The organism is Caldibacillus debilis DSM 16016, assembly GCF_000383875.1.
Classification (GTDB): domain Bacteria; phylum Bacillota; class Bacilli; order Bacillales; family Caldibacillaceae; genus Caldibacillus; species Caldibacillus debilis.
In genome coordinates, this window is sequence record NZ_KB912895.1 from 1 (window position 1) to 26,765 (window position 26,765).

22 protein-coding genes and 1 pseudogene are annotated in these 26,765 nt (G+C 50.3%); 20 read left to right on the forward strand and 3 right to left on the reverse strand.

Annotated elements, in window-relative coordinates; genetic code table 11:
• Positions 1 to 157: pseudogene (locus A3EQ_RS21020) on the reverse strand (IS256 family transposase); the annotation flags it as partial.
• A 192-nt stretch (positions 158 to 349) separates the two neighbouring features.
• Between A3EQ_RS21020 and A3EQ_RS21025 the strand changes: the two are divergent.
• The 6 genes from A3EQ_RS21025 (at position 350) to A3EQ_RS0112005 (ending at position 7,767) form a co-directional block, all read left to right on the forward strand.
• Entirely contained in the window at positions 350 to 1,138 is a 789-nt protein-coding gene (locus A3EQ_RS21025) for a sigma-70 family RNA polymerase sigma factor (RefSeq protein WP_020155419.1), read from the forward strand.
• A 579-nt stretch (positions 1,139 to 1,717) separates the two neighbouring features.
• Positions 1,718 to 1,984 carry a hypothetical protein gene (locus tag A3EQ_RS22950; protein WP_244874585.1) on the forward strand — a complete coding sequence of 89 codons (267 nt, stop codon included), beginning with the start codon at positions 1,718 to 1,720 and terminating at the stop codon, positions 1,982 to 1,984.
• A 76-nt stretch (positions 1,985 to 2,060) separates the two neighbouring features.
• Positions 2,061 to 2,348, forward strand: coding sequence for a hypothetical protein (locus tag A3EQ_RS22955; protein WP_244874586.1), 288 nt, complete (start codon positions 2,061 to 2,063; stop codon positions 2,346 to 2,348).
• 82 nt (positions 2,349 to 2,430) lie between these two features.
• Complete coding sequence (locus A3EQ_RS22960; protein ID WP_026499931.1) at positions 2,431 to 2,961, forward strand: 3'-5' exonuclease; 531 nt, start codon at positions 2,431 to 2,433, stop codon at positions 2,959 to 2,961.
• A gap of 34 nt (positions 2,962 to 2,995) precedes the next feature.
• The gene (locus tag A3EQ_RS21755; RefSeq protein WP_020155420.1) at positions 2,996 to 5,260 is read left to right on the forward strand and encodes an McrB family protein; all 2,265 of its coding nucleotides are present in this window, start codon (positions 2,996 to 2,998) and stop codon (positions 5,258 to 5,260) included.
• 26 nt (positions 5,261 to 5,286) lie between these two features.
• The gene (locus A3EQ_RS0112005) at positions 5,287 to 7,767 is read left to right on the forward strand and encodes a restriction endonuclease-like protein (RefSeq protein WP_020155421.1); all 2,481 of its coding nucleotides are present in this window, start codon (positions 5,287 to 5,289) and stop codon (positions 7,765 to 7,767) included.
• Between the two features lie 95 nt (positions 7,768 to 7,862).
• Here the strand turns inward: A3EQ_RS0112005 and A3EQ_RS0112010 are convergent, their stop codons facing one another.
• Complete coding sequence (locus A3EQ_RS0112010; protein ID WP_020155422.1) at positions 7,863 to 9,584, reverse strand: Rqc2 family fibronectin-binding protein; 1,722 nt, start codon at positions 9,582 to 9,584, stop codon at positions 7,863 to 7,865.
• A gap of 115 nt (positions 9,585 to 9,699) precedes the next feature.
• Between A3EQ_RS0112010 and A3EQ_RS0112015 the strand changes: the two genes are divergently transcribed.
• The 14 genes from A3EQ_RS0112015 (at position 9,700) to spoVM (ending at position 26,282) form a co-directional block, all read left to right on the forward strand.
• Positions 9,700 to 12,402 (forward strand): calcium-translocating P-type ATPase, SERCA-type, encoded by a 2,703-nt coding sequence (locus tag A3EQ_RS0112015; protein ID WP_020155423.1) that lies wholly within the window; start codon positions 9,700 to 9,702, stop codon positions 12,400 to 12,402.
• Between the two features lie 49 nt (positions 12,403 to 12,451).
• Complete coding sequence (locus A3EQ_RS0112020) at positions 12,452 to 13,327, forward strand: YicC/YloC family endoribonuclease (protein ID WP_020155424.1); 876 nt, start codon at positions 12,452 to 12,454, stop codon at positions 13,325 to 13,327.
• Between the two features lie 128 nt (positions 13,328 to 13,455).
• Complete coding sequence (gmk, locus tag A3EQ_RS0112025; RefSeq protein WP_026499932.1) at positions 13,456 to 14,073, forward strand: guanylate kinase; 618 nt, start codon at positions 13,456 to 13,458, stop codon at positions 14,071 to 14,073.
• A 3-nt stretch (positions 14,074 to 14,076) separates the two neighbouring features.
• Positions 14,077 to 14,292, forward strand: coding sequence for a DNA-directed RNA polymerase subunit omega (gene rpoZ, locus A3EQ_RS0112030; RefSeq protein WP_020155426.1), 216 nt, complete (start codon positions 14,077 to 14,079; stop codon positions 14,290 to 14,292).
• Positions 14,293 to 14,720: 428 nt separating this feature from the next.
• Positions 14,721 to 15,929, forward strand: coding sequence for a bifunctional phosphopantothenoylcysteine decarboxylase/phosphopantothenate--cysteine ligase CoaBC (gene coaBC / locus A3EQ_RS0112035; protein ID WP_020155427.1), 1,209 nt, complete (start codon positions 14,721 to 14,723; stop codon positions 15,927 to 15,929).
• Entirely contained in the window at positions 15,926 to 18,337 is a 2,412-nt protein-coding gene (priA, locus tag A3EQ_RS0112040; protein WP_020155428.1) for a primosomal protein N', read from the forward strand. The genes coaBC and priA overlap by 4 nt, the downstream gene beginning before the upstream one ends.
• A gap of 37 nt (positions 18,338 to 18,374) precedes the next feature.
• Entirely contained in the window at positions 18,375 to 19,328 is a 954-nt protein-coding gene (gene fmt / locus A3EQ_RS0112045; protein ID WP_020155429.1) for a methionyl-tRNA formyltransferase, read from the forward strand.
• A complete protein-coding gene (gene rsmB / locus A3EQ_RS0112050; RefSeq protein ID WP_026499933.1) occupies positions 19,325 to 20,668 on the forward strand; it encodes a 16S rRNA (cytosine(967)-C(5))-methyltransferase RsmB in 1,344 nt (447 codons plus the stop codon). The genes fmt and rsmB overlap by 4 nt, the downstream gene beginning before the upstream one ends.
• A gap of 95 nt (positions 20,669 to 20,763) precedes the next feature.
• Positions 20,764 to 21,516 (forward strand): Stp1/IreP family PP2C-type Ser/Thr phosphatase, encoded by a 753-nt coding sequence (locus A3EQ_RS0112055; RefSeq protein WP_020155431.1) that lies wholly within the window; start codon positions 20,764 to 20,766, stop codon positions 21,514 to 21,516.
• The gene (pknB, locus tag A3EQ_RS0112060; RefSeq protein ID WP_020155432.1) at positions 21,509 to 23,491 is read left to right on the forward strand and encodes a Stk1 family PASTA domain-containing Ser/Thr kinase; all 1,983 of its coding nucleotides are present in this window, start codon (positions 21,509 to 21,511) and stop codon (positions 23,489 to 23,491) included. The genes A3EQ_RS0112055 and pknB overlap by 8 nt, the downstream gene beginning before the upstream one ends.
• A 424-nt stretch (positions 23,492 to 23,915) precedes the next feature.
• Positions 23,916 to 24,803: a ribosome small subunit-dependent GTPase A gene (gene rsgA, locus A3EQ_RS0112065; protein WP_026499935.1), complete on the forward strand. Its 888-nt coding sequence runs from the start codon at positions 23,916 to 23,918 to the stop codon at positions 24,801 to 24,803.
• Positions 24,800 to 25,462 carry a ribulose-phosphate 3-epimerase gene (gene rpe / locus A3EQ_RS0112070; RefSeq protein ID WP_020155434.1) on the forward strand — a complete coding sequence of 221 codons (663 nt, stop codon included), beginning with the start codon at positions 24,800 to 24,802 and terminating at the stop codon, positions 25,460 to 25,462. Before rsgA ends, rpe begins: the two co-directional genes overlap by 4 nt.
• Complete coding sequence (locus A3EQ_RS0112075) at positions 25,459 to 26,163, forward strand: thiamine diphosphokinase (RefSeq protein WP_020155435.1); 705 nt, start codon at positions 25,459 to 25,461, stop codon at positions 26,161 to 26,163. Before rpe ends, A3EQ_RS0112075 begins: the two co-directional genes overlap by 4 nt.
• 38 nt (positions 26,164 to 26,201) lie before the next feature.
• Entirely contained in the window at positions 26,202 to 26,282 is an 81-nt protein-coding gene (spoVM, locus tag A3EQ_RS23220; RefSeq protein WP_020155436.1) for a stage V sporulation protein SpoVM, read from the forward strand.
• A gap of 80 nt (positions 26,283 to 26,362) precedes the next feature.
• Here spoVM and rpmB read toward each other — a convergent pair whose 3' ends face one another.
• A complete protein-coding gene (gene rpmB / locus A3EQ_RS0112085) occupies positions 26,363 to 26,548 on the reverse strand; it encodes a 50S ribosomal protein L28 (RefSeq protein WP_020155437.1) in 186 nt (61 codons plus the stop codon).
• Between the last annotated feature and the right edge of the window lie 217 nt (positions 26,549 to 26,765).

Consider the following 26,765-nt stretch of genomic DNA (forward strand, 5'->3'; position numbering starts at 1 on the left):
AGCCGTTTCTCATATTCGGTGTTCCAGCCTGTTCGATTTCGAGGAAATTTTTCATTTCTTCCCGCATAATCAGCTCTAATTTTTCTTTCACAAATTGACGAATAACACTTTCCAGTTGATTTGCCCAGTCGACATTCGGTATACTTCTTTTAGACATAGGTAGGGTACTCCTTTCTCTGGAATGTGTTATGGCTAAATCAGAGAATACCCTACCTTTTTTCTTTTGGTCTAGCAAAATGCTTTACACAAACTTTTATACATCATCGAGGATTTCGATCCGAATTTATTAATTGAAAAGAATCTGGACACCATCAAAGAACAAATAAGTGATTTTCATGATAACACAGCGATGATTGAAAAATATCAAAAAAATAAAGATGTTGAGCTGCTCAATGAAATTGTGAAAAACAACCTTGGACTAATCAAAAAATTTGCAGAACAATTAACGAAAATAGCCCCCCATAAATTAGACGAAGACGATTTGATTGCTGCTGGAGCAATCGGATTGTTGAAGGCGATAGAAAGATACGACCCGAAGAGAGGAAACCAGTTCTCCACCTATGCAACTTGGTGGATCAAACAAGCCATTCGAAGGGAAATTATCGAAAATGGTTTTACTATCAATGTTCCTGTACATATTTTTGAGAAACTTTTCAAGATAAAAAGATGTGAAAGGGAGTCATTGTTACGGTTTAATCGCATAGATGTGCAATGGGTGATCGAACATGCTGAAATAAGCGAACACACATACAAAGAATTGCAAAAAATTGACTATTGCTTTTTGCATTTGGCTACTTTGGATAGTCCCGTTTCTGAGGATGATGACAATTCATTTTTACTGGATTTTATTAATTCAGAATCTTCCACCATCACCCAAATCAGTGAATTGTTACAGGATCCTGAAGTGTTTGTGGAAAAAAAACACACCAAAATAGTTTTAGAATCTTATCTTGATACTCTAAAAGAAAGGGAAAGGGAAGTTTTGAAATATCGATTTGGCTGGGACGATGGGAAGGAAAGGACTTTGGAAGAAATTGGGCAAATATTTCATGTGACTCGAGAAAGAATCAGGCAAATCGAGGCAAAAGCGTTGAACAGGCTAAGGAGAATTGTGACTTCGGAACTGACTGATGGGTAAATACCACATGTTTCATCCTTGAATAGCCCCAAATGGTTACAAATAGGATTAAAGAGAAATTAATCCTTATCACTATGACTAGTCTGTACGGGATCTTAAAGGTCTTTATCAAACCATACCGGGAAACGGTGAAAAAAGTCTACATATTCCGATATGGAACACTTACAAGCAATATTTTGTTGTTCGACACCTAATCTTTCAACACAAGTTTTTAACATTAGGTTCTTTTCTGCTCTATTTCGTATATGCTTGGATTGTGAGGGTAGATGGTAGAAGGGATAAATCTTCAGGTGGTTTTTCGGTCGACCCAATTCTCTCTATTTATCTGAAAAACTCATTCTACTTTCAAACATTTCTTTGATTATAAAAAAATTTCCTCTCACTATCACGAACAATAGCTCCTCTTATAGACACGCTATATTAAATGTGGGGATTTTCGATTATTGGGATTTTTATTACTAGTGCCGAATTTAAACCTCCCGTCCCATACCAGGACCAAATTTTATTATCTTTGCATGATATCAAAACGATGATCTTCACCAGGAAAATTTGGCGAAACAAATCAGGGATAAACACCTGTTGATCAGGGGTGTGGCCGGAAGCGGAAAGATCTTGATTTTGGCATGCCGAGCAAAACTTTTATCAAAAGCCCACCCGGAGTGGAAAATCCTTGTACTTTGTTGCAATATCTCCCTTACAAACGGTATCCACCAGATGATCAATCAAAAATTAAGTGAGCCAGAGGAACTGTGGGATTTTGATTTTACTACGGATGAAAGGGTCAATCCCATTACTAACCATAACATTATTGTCCGAAATTTCCACATTTGGTTGAAAACGATTTAAACATCCATGAACAGCAAATCCGACCATTATTGAAAAACTGGAGAAACATGAGGCCATCCTGCCAAGGTATAATACAGTGCTGATCGATGAGGGTCAGGACTTTGAATCGGAATGGCTGAAACTAGTAAGTTTGTTGTTAAATCCGGGCAACCAATCCCTTCTGCTTGTGGAAGACCGGGCACAAACATTTTATAAAAGGAAACGGACGTACCTGCAGGATATCGGTTTGGATTTTCGGGGACGATCAAAAATATTAACGATCAATTACAGGAATACCACGCAAATTATAAAATTTTCCTTGGATTTTTATCAAACCAAATCCATGTTGCGAAACAAAGTCTTTCACTGGGAAATGGAAGGGTAATCATTGCCCCGCAAAGCACGAAGCGGAAAGGTCCGGAGCCGGAGATCATCAGGCGGAAAGTTTTGCTAAGGAAATGGATATTATGGCCAACAAAATCCTTCAGCTGTATCAGGAAAGAAAAGTTCCATTCAGTGAAATATTGATCCTTTATAGGGTGAAACGCACCCACCAGTTGGGTGTTATTGATACGTTCAAATTTACATTAGACAGGTACCATCTGACCTATGTCTGGATTTCAGAAAACGACGAGACAAAACGGACGTTCAAAAGGGAAGAAAACCTGATTAAAATCAGCACCATCGACAGCAGAAAAGGGCTGGATTTCCAAGCCGTTTTTATCGTCAACGTCGATTCAATGCGTGATCGATGCATCCGCAATTTTTGCGGTCGTTACGTTTTTATCGTCAACGTCGATTCAGTGCCCTTTTCCCTGAAAGAAGATAAAGAGAGGGAAGTCTCCCTCTTATACATCGCCATGACAAGGGCCAAGGAGCATCTATTCTTGTCATATTCGGGGATATCGGAATTTACACAGTATTTTGATGAAATTCGGAAAGAAAGGGAAGATGGAAAAAATCAATGTAAGTACGACAAACAATCTCTCTTTTTTTAACTACATTAATTACTATGGAAAAGAAGGGTTCAACATGAATCGATATCCTTTAATAAAATCTTTTATCTATGAATTTTTGAAAAATGCCAAATCCATTCAAACCATAAAGAAACAAAAAACCAATAAAATTGTTGAAATTTCAGATAATGGAATTTTGGTAGAAACGGAAAGTTCGCGAAAGAAATATGAAAATCGAGAGGCTTCAACACCATACCAGTTGGTAAAACATGAAGAGATAGATTCTGCTTTTGAGAAAATAATAGCAGCAAAAAGAATCTCGGCAAATGATTTAAAGGAGTTCGGATATCGGTCGTCATTTTTAATCGCTCTCTTTCGTCAAATGCCCTTTGTCGATGTTTTGGAAACCGAACAAGAACTGGTTATTAAACAGTTTACAACTTTAGATCTCCCGAGTCAGCTGAATACATCTTTGCAAATCATTGTTGATCAAATTGTGGAAAAGGAAAAAATCCTTCAATCTCCATTTTTTCAGATGGTCTATGAAATGCTGAAAGTGATGAAAAACTATGATATGAAGAAAAAAAGGGAGACACTTTTGGAAGTCATGGATTTGACCGTAACTAGTTCAACATCAGGAACGCCGATTACTGAATCGGTGGCAAATCGAAAATTAAGTGATACCCTTTCTTGGCTAAAACATTTTGGTTTCATTGATAATGAGCTGAATGTTGTTGAAACAAGATATCCTCGCTTTTGGTGGGTCAATCAAGGAAAAAGTTACAAAGAAGAAATGGAAGGGGGCTTTCTTTGGGCACCAAAAACCGATAAACGAGGGATTCCCCGTTCCCATCATACGGATTTATTAAAGGCAAGAAAAGGCGACATCGTATTTGCCTATTCGAGAGGTTCCATTCATCATATCTGTGTAGTAACAGAGGAAGCGCGTTCTATGCAAAAGCCGAGGGCTTTGTCGAATCATGATTGGGATAATGAAGGGATATTATTGAAAGTACAATACTATTCTCTTGAAAAACCAATCGAGAAAACAGAAATACCTTTAGAGTGGCGACACGAGGAGAAAGGTCCCTTTGATAAAGATGGAGATGTAAAAATGGGATACTTTTTTCCCGTTGAAAAAGCATTTGTCGATAATCTTTTCCACAAATTTTCCGATCGGTTACCAGAGGAAATAAAAAAGGCAATTCTTCGCAATAAAATGGAAGAGGATAAAATGCCTATTATTCGGGATGCTAGTGAATGCGTAAATCATATTATCCACTACTTACGCAGCAAAGGCTTTTATTACAAAGACGAAGATGTAAAGAATTTTTATTTATCCTTAAAAACCAAACCGTTTGTCGTTCTTTCCGGTATATCGGGGACCGGGAAAACGAAAATGGTTCGGCTTTTTGCTGAAAGTCTGGGGGCAACGACTGAGAATCATCAATTTCAACTTATTCCTGTACGCCCCGACTGGAGTGACGGATCTGATTTGATCGGCTACGTGGACATAAAAGGAGAGTTTATCAAAGGGCCATTAACCGAAATTTTAATGGAAGCCAATAAACCGGAAAACCGAAATAAACCCTATTTTGTCCTGCTTGACGAAATGAACCTCGCCCGGGTAGAACATTATTTCAGCGATTTGTTGAGCATTATGGAGACGAGGAAAAAGAAGAACGGGGAAATCGTCTCCGATCCGATCATCGATCGTCCGGAAACCGGCCGGCTGATTTTGTCGGATAATGTGTATATCATCGGCACCGTCAACATGGATGAAACCACCCATCCCTTCAGCAAAAAAGTGCTGGATCGCGCGAATACGATCGAATATAACGAGGTTCGCCTCGATTATTTTGATTTCTTGCAGGATACGGCGGAGGTCCGGCCAATAGAAATCAGTAATGATTGGTTGCGTGGCCGGTTTTTGACCTTGAAGGATGCCTATTCTGGTCACGAGGAATTGATCCACGAAGTCACCGAATGGCTAGTGGAGATCAACCGGATACTCGAGGAAATTCAAGCGCAAATTGCTTACCGGGTGCGGGACGAGATTTGTTTTTACATGATCTATAACGAGGAGTCTCAATTGTTGGAAAAACAAGTGGCCTTTGATTACCAAATCATGCAAAAAATCTTGCCAAGGATTGCCGGAAGCGACCAAGCCACCATCGAGGCTTTGAAAAAGCTCTTTGTTTTTTGCACGAATCATGAATGGAACGAAGACAATAAGCTGCAAGGGATAATTGAAGAGGCGCGGTTCCCGAAATCGGCGAAAAAGATTGATCGGATGATACGCAAAAACTATTCGGAAGGCTTTACCTCCTTTTGGCTGTAGAAAAATTGGTATCAGGGGTATGGAACATGGTATCGGGTGCGGATCAAAAGGTTTTGCTAAGCATCGAAACGGAAGATGTTTCCCTGTTTTTAAAGGGTATACCATACGATCTCCGGTATTACTCCTTCAAACAATATCAGAATCACCTTAAATTTGAACAAGAATGGATGAAGCTCGATATCGACGGGATTGGCATTCAAACTTGTATGGTGTTCGATGCATCCACAAACGAATTGCGGCCCTATGATCAAGGGCCTTTTCCGCCAATTTTTTTCGAAAACGGGGTATACCAGCTGGTGGTCATTCCGAAAGCGGATGAGCTCCTCGATTTTTACCATGAACATCCAGGACTTCGGAATGCCGTATCTGCCGTTGGGGAGAAGAATCATTTCCTTTTGATGGGTCAGTTGGATTTCAAAAATGAAGTAGGCTTTACCACGTTTTCGATCCGGAAAAACGGAGAAGAGATATTGAGCGTCACGTTGGAAATTTTTCCCTCAAAGTTGAACTATAAAAAGGACTATGTCCAACTACTCCGGGAAGTTAGCGATGAAGTTTATAATTTGGCCTTCCATTTTATCAAAAAGACTTATCTGACCGGAAACTTCGAATCAACGAATAAACCTTCCGCGACGGAATTTTATCGGCTCCTGGAGCACTTCTTTTCCGAATTTCTCCATGCCATCCAACTGATTGAACGGCAGCCCCATCTTCAACTGAAAAAAGAATATGAATGGGTTCCGGCCCATCGGATCCGGAAATCGGATTCGCGGACAAGGAAATTTATTGCCGGCCGTCCTCACTTGTTTACCGAGGTGGAAAAGGGGATTTCCATCAACGGAAAGTCTTTTTTGCCAACCAAAGGGTGGAACGTGAAAAAAACGATTACCCACGATAATTGGGAAAATCGGTTTGTTAAGAATATGATGTGGCGCCTTGTCCAGAAGCTGGATGATTTAAAACGTCGTCTGGAGGGCAAAAATAGCCGATACGAACTGGAACCCGATCCTGAGACGATTCAAAAGATTGATGAAGGAAAAAAGCTTCTGAACGACCGATTGCAGAATTCCTTTTGGAAGCAAATCGGGAAATTGGATCGGTCCGTGATAAATCAAGTGGTGCAAATGAAGGCCGGTTATCGGGATGCTTTTAAAATCTATTTAATCCTGATGAAGGGCATCATCCTTCAAGGGAATCTATTGCGCATGTCCTTGAAGGATGTAGCATTGTTATACGAGTATTGGACCTATTTGAAAATGGGACAAATTTTACGGACGCATTTCATCATAGAAAAACAGGATGTGGTTACCTACAAATATGGCTCCCTCTTTGTTAAATTGGAAGAAGGAGCATCCGCCGAGCAGGTGTTCCGCCATCCGCAAACAAATGAAAAAATTATTTTATCCTACCAGAAAAACATCCATTCATTACCAACTGTTAGCCAAAAGCCGGATATTTTTTTGCAAATTGAAAAAATGGGTGTTGACTACACATATAACTATGTCTTTGATGCCAAGTACCGGATTGATTTCGGTTTGGATGGCAATAATCCTGTAGGACCTGGCCCGATGGAAGACGATATCAACACAATGCACCGGTACCGGGATGCCCTCGTCGTCAAATCCGGTGGGCCTTACGAGAGGCATGCCTTTGGGGCATATGTGTTGTTCCCGTGGTTCGATGAGGAAAATTATGAAAATCATCCCTTTTATAAAAGTATCGATGAAGTCAACATCGGTGGCTTTCCCTTTCTGCCAAATGCGACGAAGCTGGTGGAACGATTTGTGGAACGTCTCGTCAACAGCAACCCCGAGGAATTGCAGGAAGAAGGGATCTTGCCTCGTGGTTCCATCGACTATTGGGAATCCGGGCTGGAGGAAAAGGTATTGGTGGTGTCGATCAACAAACGGGAGCCCTATTTGGCAGCCAAACAGAAGAAGCAGGTAACCATTCATGCAGGAACTTTGAGAAAGGGATGGGAGAGAGCCAAATATGTTTCGCTTTACGTGACCCAACCTGTTTCGAAAGAGCTGTCCGTTGAAAATGGCATTCGTTTTTATGGCGAAATCGATCGGATCGACCTCCAAGGCGATCAAGGTCAAATGTTCGTACATTTTCATGTGAAAGCCTGGCAAACATTGCCCCATATCATCCGACCGGTGGGCTATGGGATTCAAAATCATTTGCTGACATCCATCAATCTATTGAGACAGGCGGAGGAATTGCCGGAATTGTTTATGAAATCCGGCGAAGAAATGAAATTGTGGCGGATGCTGCGCCGTTTGACCACGAAAGTGCGGACGACACTGGATACGACCATTCTTGATCGGGCGAAAAAAATCTTGGCTTACCAAATCGGTTTTTACTCCGTTGACCTAGATACGGAAAAGGGAGAAATCCACGTCAGCTACTTTGGTGAACGGCAGCAAACGATTCCCCTTTCCATGCTTGAAAAGGATCCCAATCGTGTGTTTAAGATTTTGAGGGATATTCTATTCAAAGATTAGAAAAAATCGATGGCCATGTGGAGTAAGGGTCTAGACTCCAATCCAGCATTGACAAGGGACCATATCTTTTAAGTAGCAAAGCCTCCCGGCTCGCATCACCCCTGCGTCCGGGAGGCTTTCCGCATTTTCGCGACGAGGTCCGTGTCGGGGGTGACGCGGACGGTTTTCTGGTGATCGTAAATGACAAAGCCGGGTTTTGCCCCGGTGGGTTTGCGCACATATTTAACCTTCGTGTAATCCACGTCCACGTTCCCCGAATTCCTCGCCTTGCTGTAATAGGCGGCCAGATGGGCGGCTTCCAGCAGGGTCTCTTCCGACGGCTCGCTGCTCCGGATGACCACGTGGCTGCCGGGGACGTTTTTCGCGTGCAGCCAAACCTCCTCTTTCCGCGCCAGCCGCATCGTCAAGTATTCATTTTGCTTATTGTTTTTGCCCACCAAAATGGGCGTCCCGTCCGACGCCAGGAATTGCTCCGGGGCGGGGGCGGCCTTTTTCCCCGGCTTTTCCTTCCTGCCCGCCTTTTCTTTCAAATATCCCTGTTCCGCCAGCTCTTCTTTGATCTCGTCCAAATCTTTCGCCGAAGCCATCCGGATCTGCTCATGCAAAAGGGACAAATATTCCAGTTCCTTTTCCGTTTGTTCCAGCTGCGTCTTCACGGCCTCCCGGGCGTTTTTCGCCTTCTGGTATTTCCGGAAATACGCCTGGGCGTTTTCCGAGGGGCTTTTGTCCGCATCGAGGGGAATGGTCAGCGGTTCTCCGGTATAGTAATTGGTGACGGTGATTTCTTTCATCCCTTTTTCCGCCAGATGGAGATTGGCCGTCAACAACTCTCCGTACAATTGGTATTCGCCGCTTTTTTCCGATTCCTGCCATTCCCTTTGCAATTTTTCCCGTTTTCTTTCGTTCTTTTCGATTTCCTTTTTGATGAATCGCTCCAGGTCCCCGGCGATTTGTTTTACCCGGTCCCTTTCCGCCTTTTCAAAATAATAGCGGTCGAGCAATTCGCTTAAAGTCTTGAAGTACACCCTTTCCCCGCCCACATGTTCCAGGGGGAACAAATAGAAGAATTCCTTGTCTTCCCTTTTCATCAAAGCCGGCCGGATGTCGCCCCTTCTGATTTTGTCGGTTAAGGACAGGAAAGCTTTGGGCACGGTTTCCCGGTTGGGAAGCCCCGCCAAATGCACCACTTCCTTTGCGAAAAGGGGGGAGATGCCGAGAAAACGGGAGACGAGCTGGGCGTCGATCTTTCCGGCGTTGAAATCGATTTGGCTGATGATATCCGATTCGCTGCAGGTCAGCGGGTCGGTTTTGTCTTGTTCCGGTGGAAACCGGTAGCTTTGCCCGGGCAGGACGGCCCGGTAACGGTTTACCGCGTGGGAGACATGTTTGATGCTGTCGATGATCGTCCCGGATTCGCCGTCGGTCAAAACGATGTTGCTGTGCTTTCCCATCAGTTCGATGATCAACTGTTTCCGCGTCGGATCCCCGATCTCGTTTCTCCCCTTGATATGGATCAGGACCACCCGGTCCAGCCCGCGCTGCTCGATTTTTTCAATGACCGCGCCTTCCAGATGCTTGCGCAGGACCATGCAAAACATCGGCGGTTCCTTCGGATGGACGTATTCTTCCTCCGTCAGCTGGATTCTCGCGTAAACCGGATGGGCGGAAATGAGAAGTTTTGCATTTTTTCCCTTGGAACGGACGATAAGGAGAACTTCGTTTTTGGAAGGCTGATAGATTTTCCCGATCCGCCCGCCGGCAAGGGCTTCCGCCAATTCCTTTGTCATCATTCGCGTAAACAGACCGTCAAAGGACATGATCGCTTCCCTCTCCATGCGAAGACATTGATAAAAATAAGTATAGCATTTTTCCGGACAAGACTGAATATGCTTTCCATAGACAAGGTGTCCAAAGGGGGATGTTAAACGGGAAATGAAATTCCATCAAATGCACATCAGCGATGTGGAAAAGGCTTTGCAAACGGATATGAACCGCGGGCTGTCCGACATGGATGCGGAAAAAAGGAAAAAACGGTACGGGGAAAACGTGCTGGAGGAGGGGGAAAAACCGTCCCGCCTCCGCATTTTTTTCAGCCAATTCAAGGATTTTATGGTTATCGTCCTTCTCATCGCGACGGTCATCTCGGGACTTTTGGGCGAATATATGGATGCGCTGACGATCATCATCATCGTGATCACCAACGGGATCCTGGGCTATATTCAGGAATACCGGGCGGAGAAGTCGCTGGACGCCCTGAAGGAATTGTCCGCCCCCCAGGCGAATGTCTTCCGCGGGGGAAAAAAGCTGAAAATCCCGACCAAAGAAATCGTCCCGGGGGATGTGCTGCTCTTTTCCAGCGGCGACCGGATCGGGGCGGATGTGCGCATCGTCGAGGCGAACGGCCTGGAAATCGACGAATCCCCGCTGACCGGGGAATCGGTGCCGGTAGAAAAGGGGACGGAGCCGGTCTTCGGGGAAAATCTCGGGATCGGGGATATGGCCAATCTGGCCTTTATGGGGACGATGGTCACCCGCGGGAGCGGCAAGGGGATCGTCATCGGCACGGGGATGAATACGGCCATGGGAAAAATCGCCGATATGCTGCAAAGTGCGAAGGAATCCATGACCCCTTTGCAGAGAAGGCTCGAGGAGTTGGGCAAGATTTTGCTTGCCCTCTGCCTTGTCCTGACCGTCCTCGTCGTCGTGATCGGCGTCCTGCAGGGCCATGATGTGTATACGATGTTTTTGGCGGGGGTTTCCCTCGCGGTGGCGGCGATTCCGGAAGGGCTGCCCGCGATCGTTACCATCGCCCTCTCCCTCGGCGTCCAACGGATGGTGAGGAAAAATTCGATCGTAAGGAAACTGCCGGCGGTGGAAACCCTCGGCAGCGTTTCCGTCATTTGTTCGGACAAAACCGGCACGATGACGGCAAACAAGATGACCGTCACCCGCATCTTCGCCGGGGGGAAGGTTTGGGCGGTCACCGGCCACGGCTATGAACCGAAGGGGGATTTTTTTTACAGGGACCGGAAAATCAGCCCGAAAAATGATCCCGCTTTGGAAAAGCTTTTATTGTTTTCCGCCCTCGGCAATCCGACGCGGATCGTCCAAGGCAAAGACGGCTACCGATTGGAAGGGGATCCGACGGAGGGGGCGATGCTCGTCGCCGCCCTGAAGGCGGGTTTTCACCCGGAGCGGCTTGCCGGGCGGTACAAAATCATCGGGGAATTTCCCTTCGATTCCGCCCGGAAGCGGTCGAGCGCCGCCGTCGAAACCGGAGGGGGGAAAGTCTTTGCCGTAGTCAAGGGCGCCCCGGAAATCTTGCTGCAATTGTCTGAGCGGATCCTTTGGGACGGCAGGGAGGTGCCGTTGAACGGGGAATACCGGAGGGCGGTCAACGCCGTATTGGAGGAGATGGGAACCTCCGCCCTCAGGGCGATCGCCGTCGCCTATAAGCCGCTGTCCAAGAGGGGCGGGCTGTCCGGAGACGAGGTGGAAAGGGATTTGATTTTCGCCGGCGTGATGGGGATGATGGATCCGCCCCGGAAGGAAGTCCGGCAGGCGGTAAAGGAATGCAAAGAAGCGGGGATCAAAACGGTCATGATCACCGGCGACCATGCGACCACCGCCCGTTCCGTCGCCCGGGAGCTGGGGATCCTGTCGAAAACGGGGAAGATCATCGAAGGGACGGAACTGGAAAAAATGGACGGGGAGGAACTGAAAGAGGCGGCCAAAGAGGCGGATGTCTTCGCCAGGGTGTCTCCCGAGCACAAGCTGAAGATCGTCCGGGCCCTCCAAAAAAGCGGGGCGATCGTGGCGATGACCGGCGACGGGGTGAACGATGCGCCCGCCATCAAACAGGCGGATATCGGGATCGCCATGGGCCGTTCGGGAACCGACGTGGCGAAGGAAGCCTCCTCCCTGATTCTCATCGATGACAATTTTGCGACGATCAAAGCCGCCATTGAAGAAGGAAGGACCATTTATGAAAATATCCGCAAATTCATCCGCTATTTGCTGGCCTCCAACGTGGGCGAAATATTGGTCATGCTGTTTGCGATGATCCTGGGCCTTCCCCTGCCCTTGGTCCCGATCCAGATCCTGTGGGTCAATCTCGTCACCGACGGGCTGCCGGCCATGGCCCTGGGGGTCGACGGGGCGGAAGAGGACGTCATGAAACGGAAGCCGAGGCATCCGAAAGAGGGGATCTTCGCCCGGGGGCTGGGATGGAAAATCATATCGAGGGGATTTTTGATCGGAGGCGCCACCTTGCTCTCCTTCCTTTTCATGTACAGCCGGCATCCGGATCAGCTGGCCTACGCCCAGACCGTCGCCTTCGCCACCTTGATCCTCGCCCAGCTGATCCATGTGTACGATTGCCGCAGCGAAAGATCCATCTTCGCCAGAAACCCCTTCGAAAATCATTTTTTGAATGGGGCGGTCCTTTCCTCCTTCCTGTTGATGCTTCTGGTCATCTACTACCCGCCTTTGCAGCCGGTGTTCCGGACGGAGGCGATTCTATTGCGGGATTGGCTGTTCATCGCCGCCATGGCCGCGCTCCCGACCTTTTTGCTCACGGGCACATTTTATTTAAGAAATCAAAAGCGGTATGATATAATGAAAGAAGGTAATTAGGAGACTTTCTTAATTACCTTCTTTTTATTCCTTTTGATCAGGTGATCCTATGGTTGTGAGCATGACCGGCTACGGCCGCAGCAAGACGGAAAATCCGTCCTACACCATCGAGGCGGAGATCCGTTCGGTGAACCACCGCTTTTTGGATCTGCATATCCGTTCGACGGAGCCGATGATGCATCTGGAGGAAAAGATCAAAAAGTCGATCCAGAAGTTCCTGAAGCGGGGCCGGCTGGACGTCCATCTCAATATCCAACGCCGCCTCCAGTCGGCAAAACAATTAAATGTTGACTGGACCTTGATTGAAGATTATTATCGATTTATCCTGGAATTAAAAAAGAAATATGCGCTAGCGGATGACATCCGGCTCGAACATTTTTTGACCCGGAGCGAATTTTTCCAGTTCACCGACCTGCGTGAAGAGGACGGGGAATTCGAAGCCCTCCTCATGCGGACGGTGGAAGACGCTGCGAAAAACGTATTGGCCATGCGGAAAAGGGAAGGGGAGCTGCTCCAAAGGGAGCTCCTCCATTATCTTTCCTTATTGAAAAAGGAATGGGAGGAATTACAAGCCCTTTCCCCGCAGCCCGTTGAAAGGTACCGGGAACAGCTGTACAAAAAGATCAACCTCCTGACCAACGGAAACATGGACGAAAACAGGCTGCTTACGGAAGTGGCCCTGTTTGCCGACCGCATCGATTTTTCCGAGGAGCTGGACCGGCTAAAGAGCCATTTTGCCCAGTTCGAAGCCGTTTTGGCGGAAGAGGAGCCGGTCGGGCGAAAAATCGACTTCCTCCTTCAGGAGATGAACCGGGAAGTGAACACGATCGGATCGAAGGGCAATGACGCCGGTGTCAGCAAAAAGGTCGTGGAGATGAAAAGCCTGCTTGAAAAAATGAGGGAACAGGCGCAAAATATCGAATGAACCGCGGGCGCCGGGAATTTTCCGTTCCGGGCGAACGCCCAGCGGACGGCCCGGCGCTGTCCATCCGGATGAAACAAGGGATTTCCATCCATCGATATAAAAAATTTGCAAATGGAAGGTGCGACTGCTTGGAAAAGGAAAAAGGACTTTTGATCGTTTTATCCGGACCTTCAGGAGTCGGCAAGGGAACGGTCCGAAAGGAAATTTTCTCCAACCCGGAAAGGAACCTCGTCTATTCCATCTCCGCCACTTCGAGGCCGAAACGGCCCGGAGAAGTCGACGGCGTCGATTATTTTTTCAAAACCCGCGAACAGTTTGAGGAGATGATCGAGCGGGGCGAGCTGCTCGAATATACGGAATATGTGGGCAATTATTACGGAACCCCGCTGGAGTACGTGAAAAAGACGCTGGAGGAAGGGAAGGATGTTTTCCTGGAGATTGAAGTGGAAGGGGCGAAACAAGTCCGGGAGAAGTTTCCGGACGGCATTTTCATCTTCCTCATCCCCCCGAGTTTAAAGGAATTGGAAAAGCGTATCAAAAACCGGGGGACGGAATCCGATGAAACGATCAAGAACCGCATGGAAGTGGCCAAGGAAGAGCTGAAAATGATGGGCTTATACGACTATGTCGTCGAAAATGACGAAGTAAAAGAAGCCTGCCGGAAGATCAAGGCGATCATCGAGGCGGAACATTGCAGAAGGTTCCGCATCCAAAACAAACTGGAAAAATTATTGGGGGGTTGTTGACGCATGCTTTATCCTTCCATTGATGACCTGCTGCAAAAGGTCGATTCCAAATATCTGCTTGTCACCATCGCCGCCAAGCGGGCAAGGGAAATACAGGATACGAAGGAATATTATCTCGACCGTTATGTCTCCGAAAAAAATGTCGGAAAGGCGCTGGAGGAAATCAATGCGGGGATGTTGACGGTCGAAAAGCCGCAAATCAAAGACAGCCTGAAATAACCGGAGGAAAGAAACGGGGTGACCGAAATCGCCCCGTTTTTTATTGATGCGATCACCGACGGATAAAAATGGAGAATGAATATGCCCGGTGCAACCGTGTTTATCGGTGCGATCAACCACGGATAAAATCAAACAATGAATATGCCGGCTGCACCCGCGTTATTTGAAGCGATCATCGGCGGAATCAACTGAAACAGATATGCCCGCTGCCCCATGTTTATTCATGGGATCATCGGCCGACACGAAAAAATGTTTTGGCCGCAATCGCGTTTATCGACGCGATCGTCGGCCGATAAAATCGAAAATGAATATTTCCGCCTCAATCGCGTTTTTTGATGCAATCATCGGTCGATTCCTTCATAATAAGGGTAGGCCAAACGGTTTAAACCACAATCGAAACCATATCTAAACCAAAATGGAGGATTCCGATGGAAGGCAAGAAAATCTTGTTATGCGTGACCGGAGGCATCGCCGCTTACAAGTCGGTCGCCCTGGCCAGCCGGTTGACCCAGGGCGGTTTTTCGGTAAAAGTGGTCATGACGGAAAGCGCGACGAAATTTGTCACGCCCCTAACCTTTCAAGCCATTTCCAGGAACGAAGTATATGTGGACGTCTTTGAAGAAAAAAATCCGGAAAAAATCGCTCACATCGATCTGGCCGAGTGGCCCGATTTGATCCTCATCGCCCCGGCGACGGCCAATATCATCGGCAAACTGGCCGCCGGCGTGGCCGACTGCATGGTGACCGCTACGCTTTTGGCGACGACCCGGCCGGTATGGATCGCCCCGGCGATGAACGTCCATATGTACATGCACCCGATCGTGCAGCGGAATATCGAAACCCTTAAATCCATCGGCTGCCGTTTCATCGAACCGGGAGAAGGTTATTTGGCCTGCGGTTATGTCGGAAAAGGGCGGATGGCGGAACCGGAAGCGATCGCGGAACAGGTCTCTGAATTTTTTGCCCATGACGGGAACCGGTTTTTGGAAGGGAAGACGGTTTTGGTCACCGCCGGCCCGACCCGGGAAAGGATCGACCCCGTCCGTTACCTGTCCAATGATTCCTCCGGGAAGATGGGCTATGCCTTGGCGGAAGCGGCCGAACGGCTCGGCGCCCGCGTCATTCTCGTCTCCGGCCCCGTCCGATTGCAGAAACCCTTTGGCGTGGAGGTCGAAGAAGTGGAGAGCGCGGAGGAAATGTATCGGGCCGTCCTCCGGCATTTTCCCCGGGCGGACATCGTCATCAAGGCGGCGGCCGTCGCCGATTACCGCCCGAAACGCACGGAACCGGAAAAGATCAAAAAGAACGGCGGCGGCATGACGATCGAGCTGGAACCGACCGTCGATATCCTGAAGGAACTGGGGAAAAGGAAAGAGGGGCAATTTCTCGTCGGTTTTGCGGCGGAAACGGAAAATATCGAAGAATACGCCCTCAAGAAATTGAAGGAAAAAAATGCGGACATGATCATCGCCAACAATGTCAAAGAGGAAGGGGCGGGCTTCGGCACGGACACCAACATCGTCACCGTCTTTACTTCGGCCGGGGAGAAAAAGGCCTATCCGATCATGGCGAAGCAAAGGCTGGCCTATGAAATCTTCAAAGAAATCGACCGGAACATGAGGGCGAGTCGGAAATGACCGTCGCCAGTGTGGTCGTTGACGTGAAAAATCTGTCCGTCGATCACCCCTTCGATTACCTGGTCCCCCCCGAATGGGAGGGGCTCATCGAGCCGGGGATGCGGGTCATCGTCCCCTTCGGTTCCCGGAAGGTGCAAGGGTTCGTCGTCAGCCTGAAGGAGAAAGCCGAACGGGAACAATTGAAGGCCATCATCGAACCGATGGACGAACAGCCGGTGCTGACGGAAGAGCTCCTCGAGCTGGGAGAGTGGCTTTCGGAAAACACCCTGTGCCTGAAAATCGCCGCCTTCCAGGCGATGCTTCCCGCCGCGCTGAAGGTGAATTACGAGAAATATCTCGTCCCCGCCGGGGGCAATCCGGGAGAGGATCCGGGATATTTCCGGGAGCTTTTTCAAAACCGGGATAAAATCGGCTGGGACGAAGCCCTCCGCCTTGTCGAGAAAGGAGCCCTTTACCGGGGCATCCGCGAGGGGCTGCTCCGGGTGGAATACCGGATCAAAAGCAAAGGGACGGTCAGAAAGGAAACCTATTATGTTCCGGCCGTCCCGAAGGAAAGCTTTTCGGAAAAGCGGGCGAGCCTGCCGAAAACCGCGAGGAAACAGCTGGAGATCGCCGATTTCTATCTTGAACATTTCCACGCCCACTCCGCGGCGGAATTGCGGGAACGGTTCCCGCAGTTTTCTGGGCCGGTCAACGCCTTGATCCGGAAAGGGATGCTGAAAAAGGAGGAACGGGAACAATACCGGGATCCTTATGAGCATCAGGCGGTCGAGCCGAGCCGCCCCCATCCCCTGACCCCGGAGCAGGAAGAGGCGATCCGTCCGGTCCGCCGCGCGATTGAATCCGGCGAGCCGGATGTGTTTTTGCTGTACGGCGTGACCGGGAGCGGCAAGACCGAGGTGTATATGCACGCGATCCGGCAGGTGCTGGAAAAGGGAAAGGAAGCCATCGTGCTGGTGCCGGAGATCGCATTGACCCCGCAGATGGTGGCCCGGTTTAAAAGCCGCTTCGGGGACAAGGTGGCGGTGCTGCACAGCGGGCTTTCCGCCGGGGAGAAATACGACGAATGGCGGAAGATCCAACGGAAGGAAGTGCAGGTTGCCGTCGGCGCCCGTTCGGCGGTTTTCGCCCCCTTCGAAAACCTGGGGATCATCATCATCGACGAGGAACATGAAACGACCTACAAGCAGGAAGAAACCCCCCGCTATCACGCCCGGGATGTGGCGATCCGCCGGGCGCAAAGCCACCGCTGCCCGGTCATTTTGGGCAGCGCCACCCCTTCCCTGGAATCCTTTGCCCGGGCGAAAAAAGGAGTATACAAGCTGTTGAAATTGGAAAAGAGAATGAATAATATGCCCCTCCCTTCCGTCGAGATCGTCGACATGCGGAAGGAAATGCACGCGGGAAACCGGCTCATGTTTTCCCGGCTGCTGATGGAAAAAATGAAGGACCGGCTGGAGCGGGGCGAACAGACGGTCTTGCTCCTGAACCGGAGGGGATATGCAACCTTTCTCCTCTGCCGCGGCTGCGGGTACACGATGGTTTGCCCGAATTGCGAAGTGACCTTGACTTACCATAAGGTATCGGACATGGTCAAATGCCATTATTGCGGTTATGAAGGGTCGGCGCCGAAACGTTGCCCGGCGTGCGGTGGCGAACATATCCGCTATTTCGGCACGGGGACGCAGAAAGTGGAGGAGGAACTGAAAAAGCTGTTTCCCGAGGCCCGGGTCATCCGCATGGATGTGGATACGACCCGGAGGAAAGGTTCCCATGAAAAGCTGTTGAAGGACTTTTATGAAGGAAAAGGGGACATCCTCCTGGGCACGCAAATGATCGCCAAAGGGCTGGATTTCCCCAATATCACCCTCGTCGGGGTGCTTTCGGCCGACATCGGTTTGAACATGCCCGATTTTCGCGCCGGGGAAAGGACTTTTCAATTGCTGACGCAAGTGAGCGGGAGGGCGGGGAGGCACCGCCTGCCGGGCGAGGTCGTCATTCAAACCTACGCGCCCGACCATTACAGCGTAAAGCTTGCCAGGGATTACAGGTTCCTGGATTTCTACCGCCATGAAATGAACATGAGGAAACGGGGCAATTATCCGCCTTATTATTATTTGGTCCTGATCGTCGTCACCCACGAAAACGCGATGACGGCGGCGAAAATCATTCACCAGATCGCGTCCTTTTTGCGGGGCCGGCTCGATGAGCGCACGATCGTCCTCGGCCCTGGCGCCTCGCCGATTTCCCGCCTGAACAACAAATACCGCTACCAGCTTTTGATCAAATACAAGCGGGATCCGAATTTGTTTCCGGCGTTGAAACAAATCTCCCGGCTTTTTATCAAGGAACAGACGAAGGATGGGGTGGGCATTCACATCGACGTGAATCCCTATTCCCTTCTCTAGGATCCGAGGATTTAAAGAAACGGAGGAATTGAGCGGGATGACAAGAATCGTATTTATGGGAACTCCGGATTTTTCCGTTCCGATATTGGAACGTTTGCTGCAAGCGGAATACAAAGTCGTCGGCGTCGTCACCCAGCCGGACCGGCCGGCGGGGAGGAAACAGCTGCCGAAGGCTCCGCCGGTGAAACGCCTTGCCGAAAAATACGGAATCCCCGTATTCCAGCCTGAAAAGATCAAGGAAAAGGAGGCGCTGGAGCGGATTTTCTCCTGGCAGCCCGACCTGATCATCACCGCCGCTTACGGACAGATCATCCCGAAGGCGCTGCTCGATTTTCCGAAGCATGGCTGCATCAACGTCCACGCCTCCCTGCTGCCCGAACTGCGCGGGGGCGCCCCGATCCATCATGCCATTCTGCAAGGGAAGAAGAAAACGGGCGTGACGATCATGTACATGGTGGAGAAATTGGACGCCGGCGATATCCTTGCCCAGGCGGAAGTGGAGATCGGAGAAAGGGACCATGTCGGCATCCTGCACGACAAGTTGAGCGAAAAAGGGGCCGAACTGCTGCTTTCGACCTTGCCGAAACTGCTCAAGGGAGAAATTACCCCCGTTCCCCAGGAGGAAGAGAAGGCGACCTATGCCTACAATATCAAAAGGGAAGAGGAGAGGATCGATTGGTCCAAGGGGGGCGAAGAGGTGTACAACCGGATCCGCGGATTGCATCCGTGGCCGGTGGCCTACACGACCCTCGGGGGCAAGCCGCTGAAGATTTGGTGGGGGGAAAAGGTTTCCTTCCCCGCCCGTGAAAAGGCCGAACCGGGCACCGTGGTCGCGGTGGAGAAGGACGGCTTCATCGTTGCCACCGGGGACGAGGTCTTTATCAAGGTTACGGAAATTCAGCCTGCCGGAAAGAAGAGGATGCCCGCGGAACAATTTTTGCGCGGGCATAAACAGGAGCTTGCCGCCGGGACGAAGCTGGGGGACGGATGATGGCCGCAAACGTGAGGGAAATGGCCTTGGATCTTTTGCTGAAGGTGGAAAGGGAAAAGGGCTACAGCAACCTGGTATTGAACCGGATGATTGAAAAATATAAACCGTCCCCTCCCGACGCCGCCCTGCTTACGGAAATCGCCTACGGGACGATCCAGCGGAAACTGACGCTGGAATATTTCCTCGCGCCCTTCGTGAAAAAACCGGACAAACTCGACCATTGGGTCAAACTGTTGCTCCTTTTGTCCCTTTACCAAATGAAATATTTGACGAAGGTGCCGGATCATGCGGTCATTTACGAAGCGGTGGCGATCGCCAAAAAAAGGGGACATCGGGGAATCGCCGCCTTCGTGAACGGCGTGCTCCGTTCAGCCCAACGAAAGGGCCTGCCCTCCTTCGATCCGATCGCAGATCCGTTGGAAAAGCTTTCCGTGGAAACGAGCCATCCCCTTTGGCTCGTCCGCGACTGGGCGGAACAATTCGGCTTGGAGACGGCGGCGGCCATCTGCAGGGAGAACCTTGAAGCGCCCCGGCAAACGGCCCGCATCAACGGTTATTTGACCGATGCGGAAGCGGTCCTGAAGCGGCTGGAAGAAGAGGGGATAAAGGCGGAAAAAAGCGATGCGGTGCCCGATGCCCTGCGGAGCGTCAAAGGGAATCTGGCCAAAACCCGGGCGTACGAAGAAGGTTTGCTCACGATCCAGGATGAAAGTTCGATGCTCGCCGGATACGCCGTCGATCCGAAAGAAGGGGAAACGATTTTGGACGCCTGCGCCGCGCCGGGCGGAAAGGCGACACACCTCGGGGAAAGAATGAACAATACGGGGACAATCATCGCATTGGACGTGCATAAACATAAGACGAGGCTGATTGCGGAGCACGCGAAACGGCTCGGGCTGACAAACATTTCCGTGCGGAACGCCGACGCGAGGGAAGCGGGAAAACTTTTCGCCGGAGAAACTTTCGACAAAGTGCTGGTGGACGCCCCCTGCTCCGGGTTGGGCGTTTTGAAGCGGAAGCCGGAGATCAAATATATGCGGTCGCCGGAGGACGTAAAAAAACTGGTGGAAATCCAGCTGGAAATCCTCGATGCCGCGGCGCCGCTCGTGAAAAAGGGAGGATCCCTCGTTTACAGCACGTGCACCATCCACCGCCGGGAAAACCAGGAAGTGGCCCGGGCCTTTTTGGCGAAACATCCGGAATTTGCGGAGGACCGCTCGTTGAGGAGCCGGATGCCGGCAAAGGTGCGGCCCTTTGTCTCCGGCTTCGAAATGGAATTGCTGCCGCAGCATTTAAAAAGTGACGGTTTTTATATTGCCTGCTTCAAGAAGAAAGTGTAAGTTTTATTTTAGGATGTTTCTAACTTTTCCCAGCCTCCCCGCCATTCCGGCGTTCAAAGCGGGGCCGGGGGGGCATCAGGAAACGAGGTGAAAAAATGAAGACGGTATGCCGGACAGACCGGGGGAAAATCCGTTCCCTCAATGAAGACCGGGTCGGCGTTTTTACCAATAAAGCGGGCGTTCTTCTGGCCGTCGTGGCGGACGGGATGGGGGGGCATAAAGCCGGGGATGTGGCCAGCGAAATGGCGCTCACCCTCATCCAGCAATTGTGGGAGCCGACGGAAGACACCGATACTCCCGAGGCCTGCGAAAAATGGATGCGGGAAAGCATTCAGAAGGTGAACAAAGAAATTCTCGACTACGCCAACACCCATCCCGATTGTTACGGCATGGGAACGACATTGGTTTGCGCCGTATGCCACGACAGGTTTGTGACGGTCGGAAACATCGGCGACAGCCGTTGCTATTTGGCGAATGCGGACCAGTTCAAACAATTGACCGACGACCACTCCCTCGTCAACGAGCTGGTCAAGAGCGGTCAAATCAAAAAGGAGGAAGCGGAGAATCACCCGATCAAAAACATCCTGCTCCGCGCCCTGGGAACGGAAGACGAGGCGAAGATGGACATCCATTCCATCGGCGTCCAGGAAGGGGACTATTTGATCCTATGTTCCGACGGGTTGACCAACAAGGTGTCCGACCGGGAGCTTTACGAAATCCTTCTTTCCGACTTATCCCTGGAGGAAAAAGCGGACCGTCTCATCCGACAGGCCAACGAATACGGAGGCGAAGACAACATCACGCTGGCGCTCGTCCATTACGACCCGAGCGAAAAAGGGGGTGAATGAATTGTTCATCGGCAAAAGGATCAATGAAAGGTACAAAATCTTGAAATTGATCGGCGGCGGCGGAATGGCCAACGTTTATTTGGCGCGGGACATGATTTTGGAAAGGGACGTGGCGATCAAAATCCTGCGCTTGGATTACGCCAATGACGAACAGTTCATCCGCCGCTTTCACCGGGAAGCCCAATCGGCCACCAGCCTTTCCCATCCGAACATCGTCAACATTTATGATGTCGGGGAAGAGGACGATATCTACTACATCGTCATGGAATACGTGGAAGGGGAAACGTTGAAGGAATACATCAAGCACCGTCACCCCCTGCCCGTGGAAACCGCCGTCGACATCATGAAACAATTGGCTGCGGCGGTCCGGCATGCCCACCAGAACAACATTATCCACCGGGACATCAAGCCGCAAAATATTTTGATCGATAAGCAGGGAAACGTGAAAATCACCGATTTCGGCATCGCCACCGCGCTGACGGCGACGACGATCACCGACACGAACTCGGTCTTGGGATCCGTTCATTACATTTCCCCGGAACAAATCAAAGGCTCCCAGGCGACAAAAAAATCCGATATCTATTCCTTGGGGATCGTCATGTTCGAATTGCTGACCGGGAAGCTTCCCTATTCCGGGGAAACGGCGGTTGCCATCGCCCTCAAACATTTGCAGGAAGACCTTCCCTCGCCGAGGAGGTTGAACCCGTCCATCCCCCAAAGCGTGGAAAATATCGTGTTAAAGGCGACGGCCAAAGATCCCCTGTACCGGTACGCGAACATCGAGGAGCTGGAAGATGACCTGCTCACCTGCCTGGATCCCGACCGGCTGAACGAGCCCCGTTTCACCGTCCCCATCGACGAGGAAGCGACAAAGGCCGTACCCGTCATACCGGACGAAGGAATCATCCAGCAGCTGCAGGATACGAAAGTGCGGGAACCCCAAGTGAAAAATCCGGAAGGGAAAACGGGGAAAAACGGGGCGCCCACAAAGGGAAAAAAGAAAAAAAGGCTGAGATGGCCCCATATCATCGCGGGAATCTCCGCCTTCATCATCTTGTTCATCATCTTCATGCTGACCGTTTATCCGGCCCTCTTCGGCAAGCATGATGTTACCGTTCCGGAAGTGGAGGGCATGGAATACGAGGAAGCGGTCAACCGGTTGGAGGACGCGGGTTTGAAGATCGGCAACACGTACAAGATCACCCATGAGGAAATCCCGGAAAACCATGTGGTGAAGACCGACCCGAAGGAAGGGAAGACCGTCAAAGAGGGGAGCGTTATACATATTTTCGTCAGCACGGGCAAGGAAAAGATCGTCATGCCCGACTACCGCAACCGGATGTACGATGACGTGGTGCAGCTCTTGAGGGACAGAAACTTCAAAGATATTCAAAAGAATGAGGTGTTCCACGACAGTCCGGAAGGGATGATCATCGAACAGGATCCGGCCCCGGGCGAGGAAATCGTTCCCGAAGAAACGGTCCTGACGTTCACCGTATCGAAGGGGGAAGAAACCTTTAAGCTGGCCGATTTGTCCGGATACAGCGAAAACGCCTTGAGGGAATATGCGGGCCGTTACGGGATTACCATTGATATTGCCGGGGAAGAGTATCACGACTCGGTCGCGGAAGGCCTGGTCATCAGCCAGGATCCGAAGCCCGGAACCGAATTGAAGAAGGGGGACAAGGTTTCCGTCATCTTGTCCAAAGGGAAGGAACCCCTGCCGCCGAAGACGGTAACCGTCGATTTGACGATCCAGTATACGGGCAATCCCCAGCAAAGGGAACCCCAAAGGGTGCAGATTTTCATCGAGGATATGAACCATTCCATTCAGGAACCTTATGAAACCTTCGACATCACGGAGACGACGCGGCGAAGGATCGAATTGGTCATCGAACCGGGAAAAAAGGGCCGGTACAAAGTGGTGATCGATGACCAGGTGGTCACCGACCAGGAAGTGAACTACCCGGGGTAACGGGAAAGATAGTTTTAAGGCACAATAGGGAATCGGCTTGCGGCCGCCTTCCCAGGGATCTTCAGCAAAGCGGGAATCGGCTTCGTGCCGATTCTTTTTTAAACGGCCTTTTCCCGGGAATGTCCGCGGGAGCCTGCCGTTTTTGCGCAAAGGCTGCCGTTTTTTCGCCTTCATCTTCTGCGGCGGGAGCCGCTTTCTTCTGCCATCCGGGAACCGGGAGCCGGAACGGGAGGGGAAATGCCTGCGGAAAGGGGATCCTTTTTTCGGGACGGATCCGAAAAACCGGCGGGGACGCCCCCGCGAAAAAACGGCGGATGAAAAATGCCGGGGGTTTGAGTACAATAAATTAGGGAAATCCTTTCAAAAAAAAACGGAACTCCGTTCGGCCATAAAAACGAAAAAATTTTCCGTGGAGCGTGATGCCATGCAGGAAGGAAAAATCATGAAGGCTTTGAGCGGCTACTATTATGTGAAAAGCGGGAGCGGAACCTATCGATGCCGGGGCAGGGGGCTTTTCCGGAAGCAAAACATTACCCCCCTTGTCGGGGACGATGTCGTATTTGAAACGGTGGGCAATGAGGAAGGCTACATTAAGGAAATCAAGGAACGGAAAAACGAGCTCGTCCGCCCGCCCGTTGCCAACATCGACCAGGTCCTTCTCGTGTTTTCCGCCACCCATCCGGTTTTCAAACCGGTTCTGTTGGACCGTTTTCTCACGGTGGTGGAATCGAAAGGGATCCTGCCCGTCATCCTCTTTACGAAGATCGACCTGTTGACGGAGGAAGAAAAGGAAAAAATCGACGGGTATATGAAGGATTACCGGGAGATCGGATATACGGTCATTGCCGCCTCTCCCAAGAAGAACATCGGCATCGGGGAAATATTGCCTCTCCTGGAAGGGAAGACGTCGGTCGTCGCCGGCCAATCGGGGGTGGGAAAATCCACCTTGCTCAACTGCCTGCGCCCGGACCTCCGGCTGGAGACGAATGAAATCTCCCGGCATTTAGGCAGGGGAAAACACACGACCCGCCATGTGGAACTGTTGGAAGTCGGCGGCGGCCTGCTCGCGGACACCCCCGGATTCAGTTCCCTCGACTTGCAGGACATTGAGGAGGAAGAGCTGTCCGCTTGTTTTCCCGAGATGAGAAGGTTGATGGACAGCTGCAAATTCAGGGGCTGCCTGCATGTGAAAGAACCCCGGTGCGCCGTCAAGGAAGCCTTGGAAAACGGAGAAATTAAAGATTACCGTTATGAACACTATCTGGAATTCTTGGAAGAAATCAAGGAAAGAAAGATGAGGTTAGGACGATGATAAAGATCGCACCTTCCATTTTGTCGGCCGACTTTTCCAAACTGGGAGAAGAAGTGAAGGACGTGGAACAGGGCGGGGCCGATTATATTCATATCGATGTCATGGACGGCCACTTCGTTCCGAACATCACCATCGGAACGCTGATCGTGGACGCCATCCGCCCGGTAACGTCCCTCCCCTTTGACGTCCATTTGATGATCGAAGATCCCGACCGGTATATCCCGGACTTCATCAAAGCCGGCGCGGATATGATTTCCGTGCACGCGGAGGCCTCCCCCCATCTGCACCGGACGATCCACCGGATCAAAGAGAGCGGTATTAAAGCGGGGGTCGCCCTCAATCCGGCCACGCCCGTCGAATGGATCCGGGAGATTTTGCCGGATCTGGATTACGTCCTGCTGATGACCGTCAATCCCGGTTTTGGCGGCCAGAAATTTATTTCCCGTGTCCTTTCGAAAATCGAAAGGGTGAGGGGATGGAAAGAAGCGGAGGGCTTGCCCTTCGAAATCGAAGTGGACGGCGGAATCAACCGGGAGACGGCCAAGCTGTGCGCCGGCGCGGGAGCCACCATCCTGGTCGCCGGATCCTACGTCTTCGGCCAAAAGAACAGAAAGGAAGCCATCGCTTCCCTCAGGCCGGAAACGGGGAAGGATGTATGATCGTCCACATCGTAGCCGGCGGCCCGAAGGATTTTCTTCCCGATCTCAGGGATTTTGACGGGAAGGATGTGTATTGGATCGGCGTCGACAAGGGCGTAGCCTACCTTTTTGAACACGGGCTGGTGCCGCGGACGGCCGTCGGCGATTTCGATTCCCTCCCCCCTTCCGAATGGCGCAAATACAAGGAAAAAATCCCGGACATAAAAACCTTTCCCCCCGAAAAGGATAAAACCGATATGGAACTGGCCGTCCTCGAAGCGATGGGCAAACATCCGGAAAAACTGCGGATCTTCGGGGCGACGGGGGGAAGGATGGACCATTTTTTGGGAAATATTTTTTTAATAGGAAGGTTTTTGCGGGAGAAAACGCCCGTGGAGATGATCGACAGGCAGAACGTCGTCGAATGGAAAACTCCCGGGCGCTACCGTCTGGAAGGATGGCCCGGCAAACCGTACGTTTCCTTTTTGTCCCTTTCCCCGGAAGTCAAGGGGCTTTCCCTCGAAGGTTTTAAATATCCGTTAAAAAACGGTCATATTTCCTTTGGTTCCACATTATGTATAAGTAATGAACTTATTGGGGATTCCGGTACTTATTCCTTCACGGAAGGCATATTATTGGTTATAAGGAGCAGTGACCGTCCGAGCGGAAAGGCAATATTCGGGGGATCCGAAGGCAAAAACGCGGGCGAAACAATAGGCTAACGATTGCAAAACGTCTTAATTTCGGGAGGGACCATGGAATGAGATTTTACACGATCAAATTGCCGAGATTTCTCAGCAGCATCATCCGGGTGATATTAGGTGCTTTTAAAAAGGAATGAGTCCGGGTTCGCATCCTTCTCCTTCGCCGGCAAAGGCTTATGAAAAAAGTGCTCCATAGGGATATTGGAGCACTTTTTATTTACACCCGTTTCACTTTTCCGGATTTCAAAGCCCTTGCGGATACATAGACTCGTTTCGGTTTGCCGTTGACGAGGATGCGCACTTTGTGCAGATTCGCTTTCCACGTGCGCCGGCTGGCATTCATGGCATGGGAACGGGTATTTCCGAAAGATGTTTTCTTTCCGGTGATCACACATTTTGCCACGTTTCGTCCCTCCTTCCTCAGATCGCAAAAAGGATACAGGAAATCATATTAAATAATACTAAATTAATGTAACACAGAACGGGCCGGAATGCAATATTTCGGCCGGATTTGTGTTGTTCGTCTGTGATATTGTCATATTGTAACGCTTCAGTGAAAATGTCAGTATGAGACAGGAGCGAATTCCATTGAGCAAAAAAGAATTGAAGCGTTACAAAGT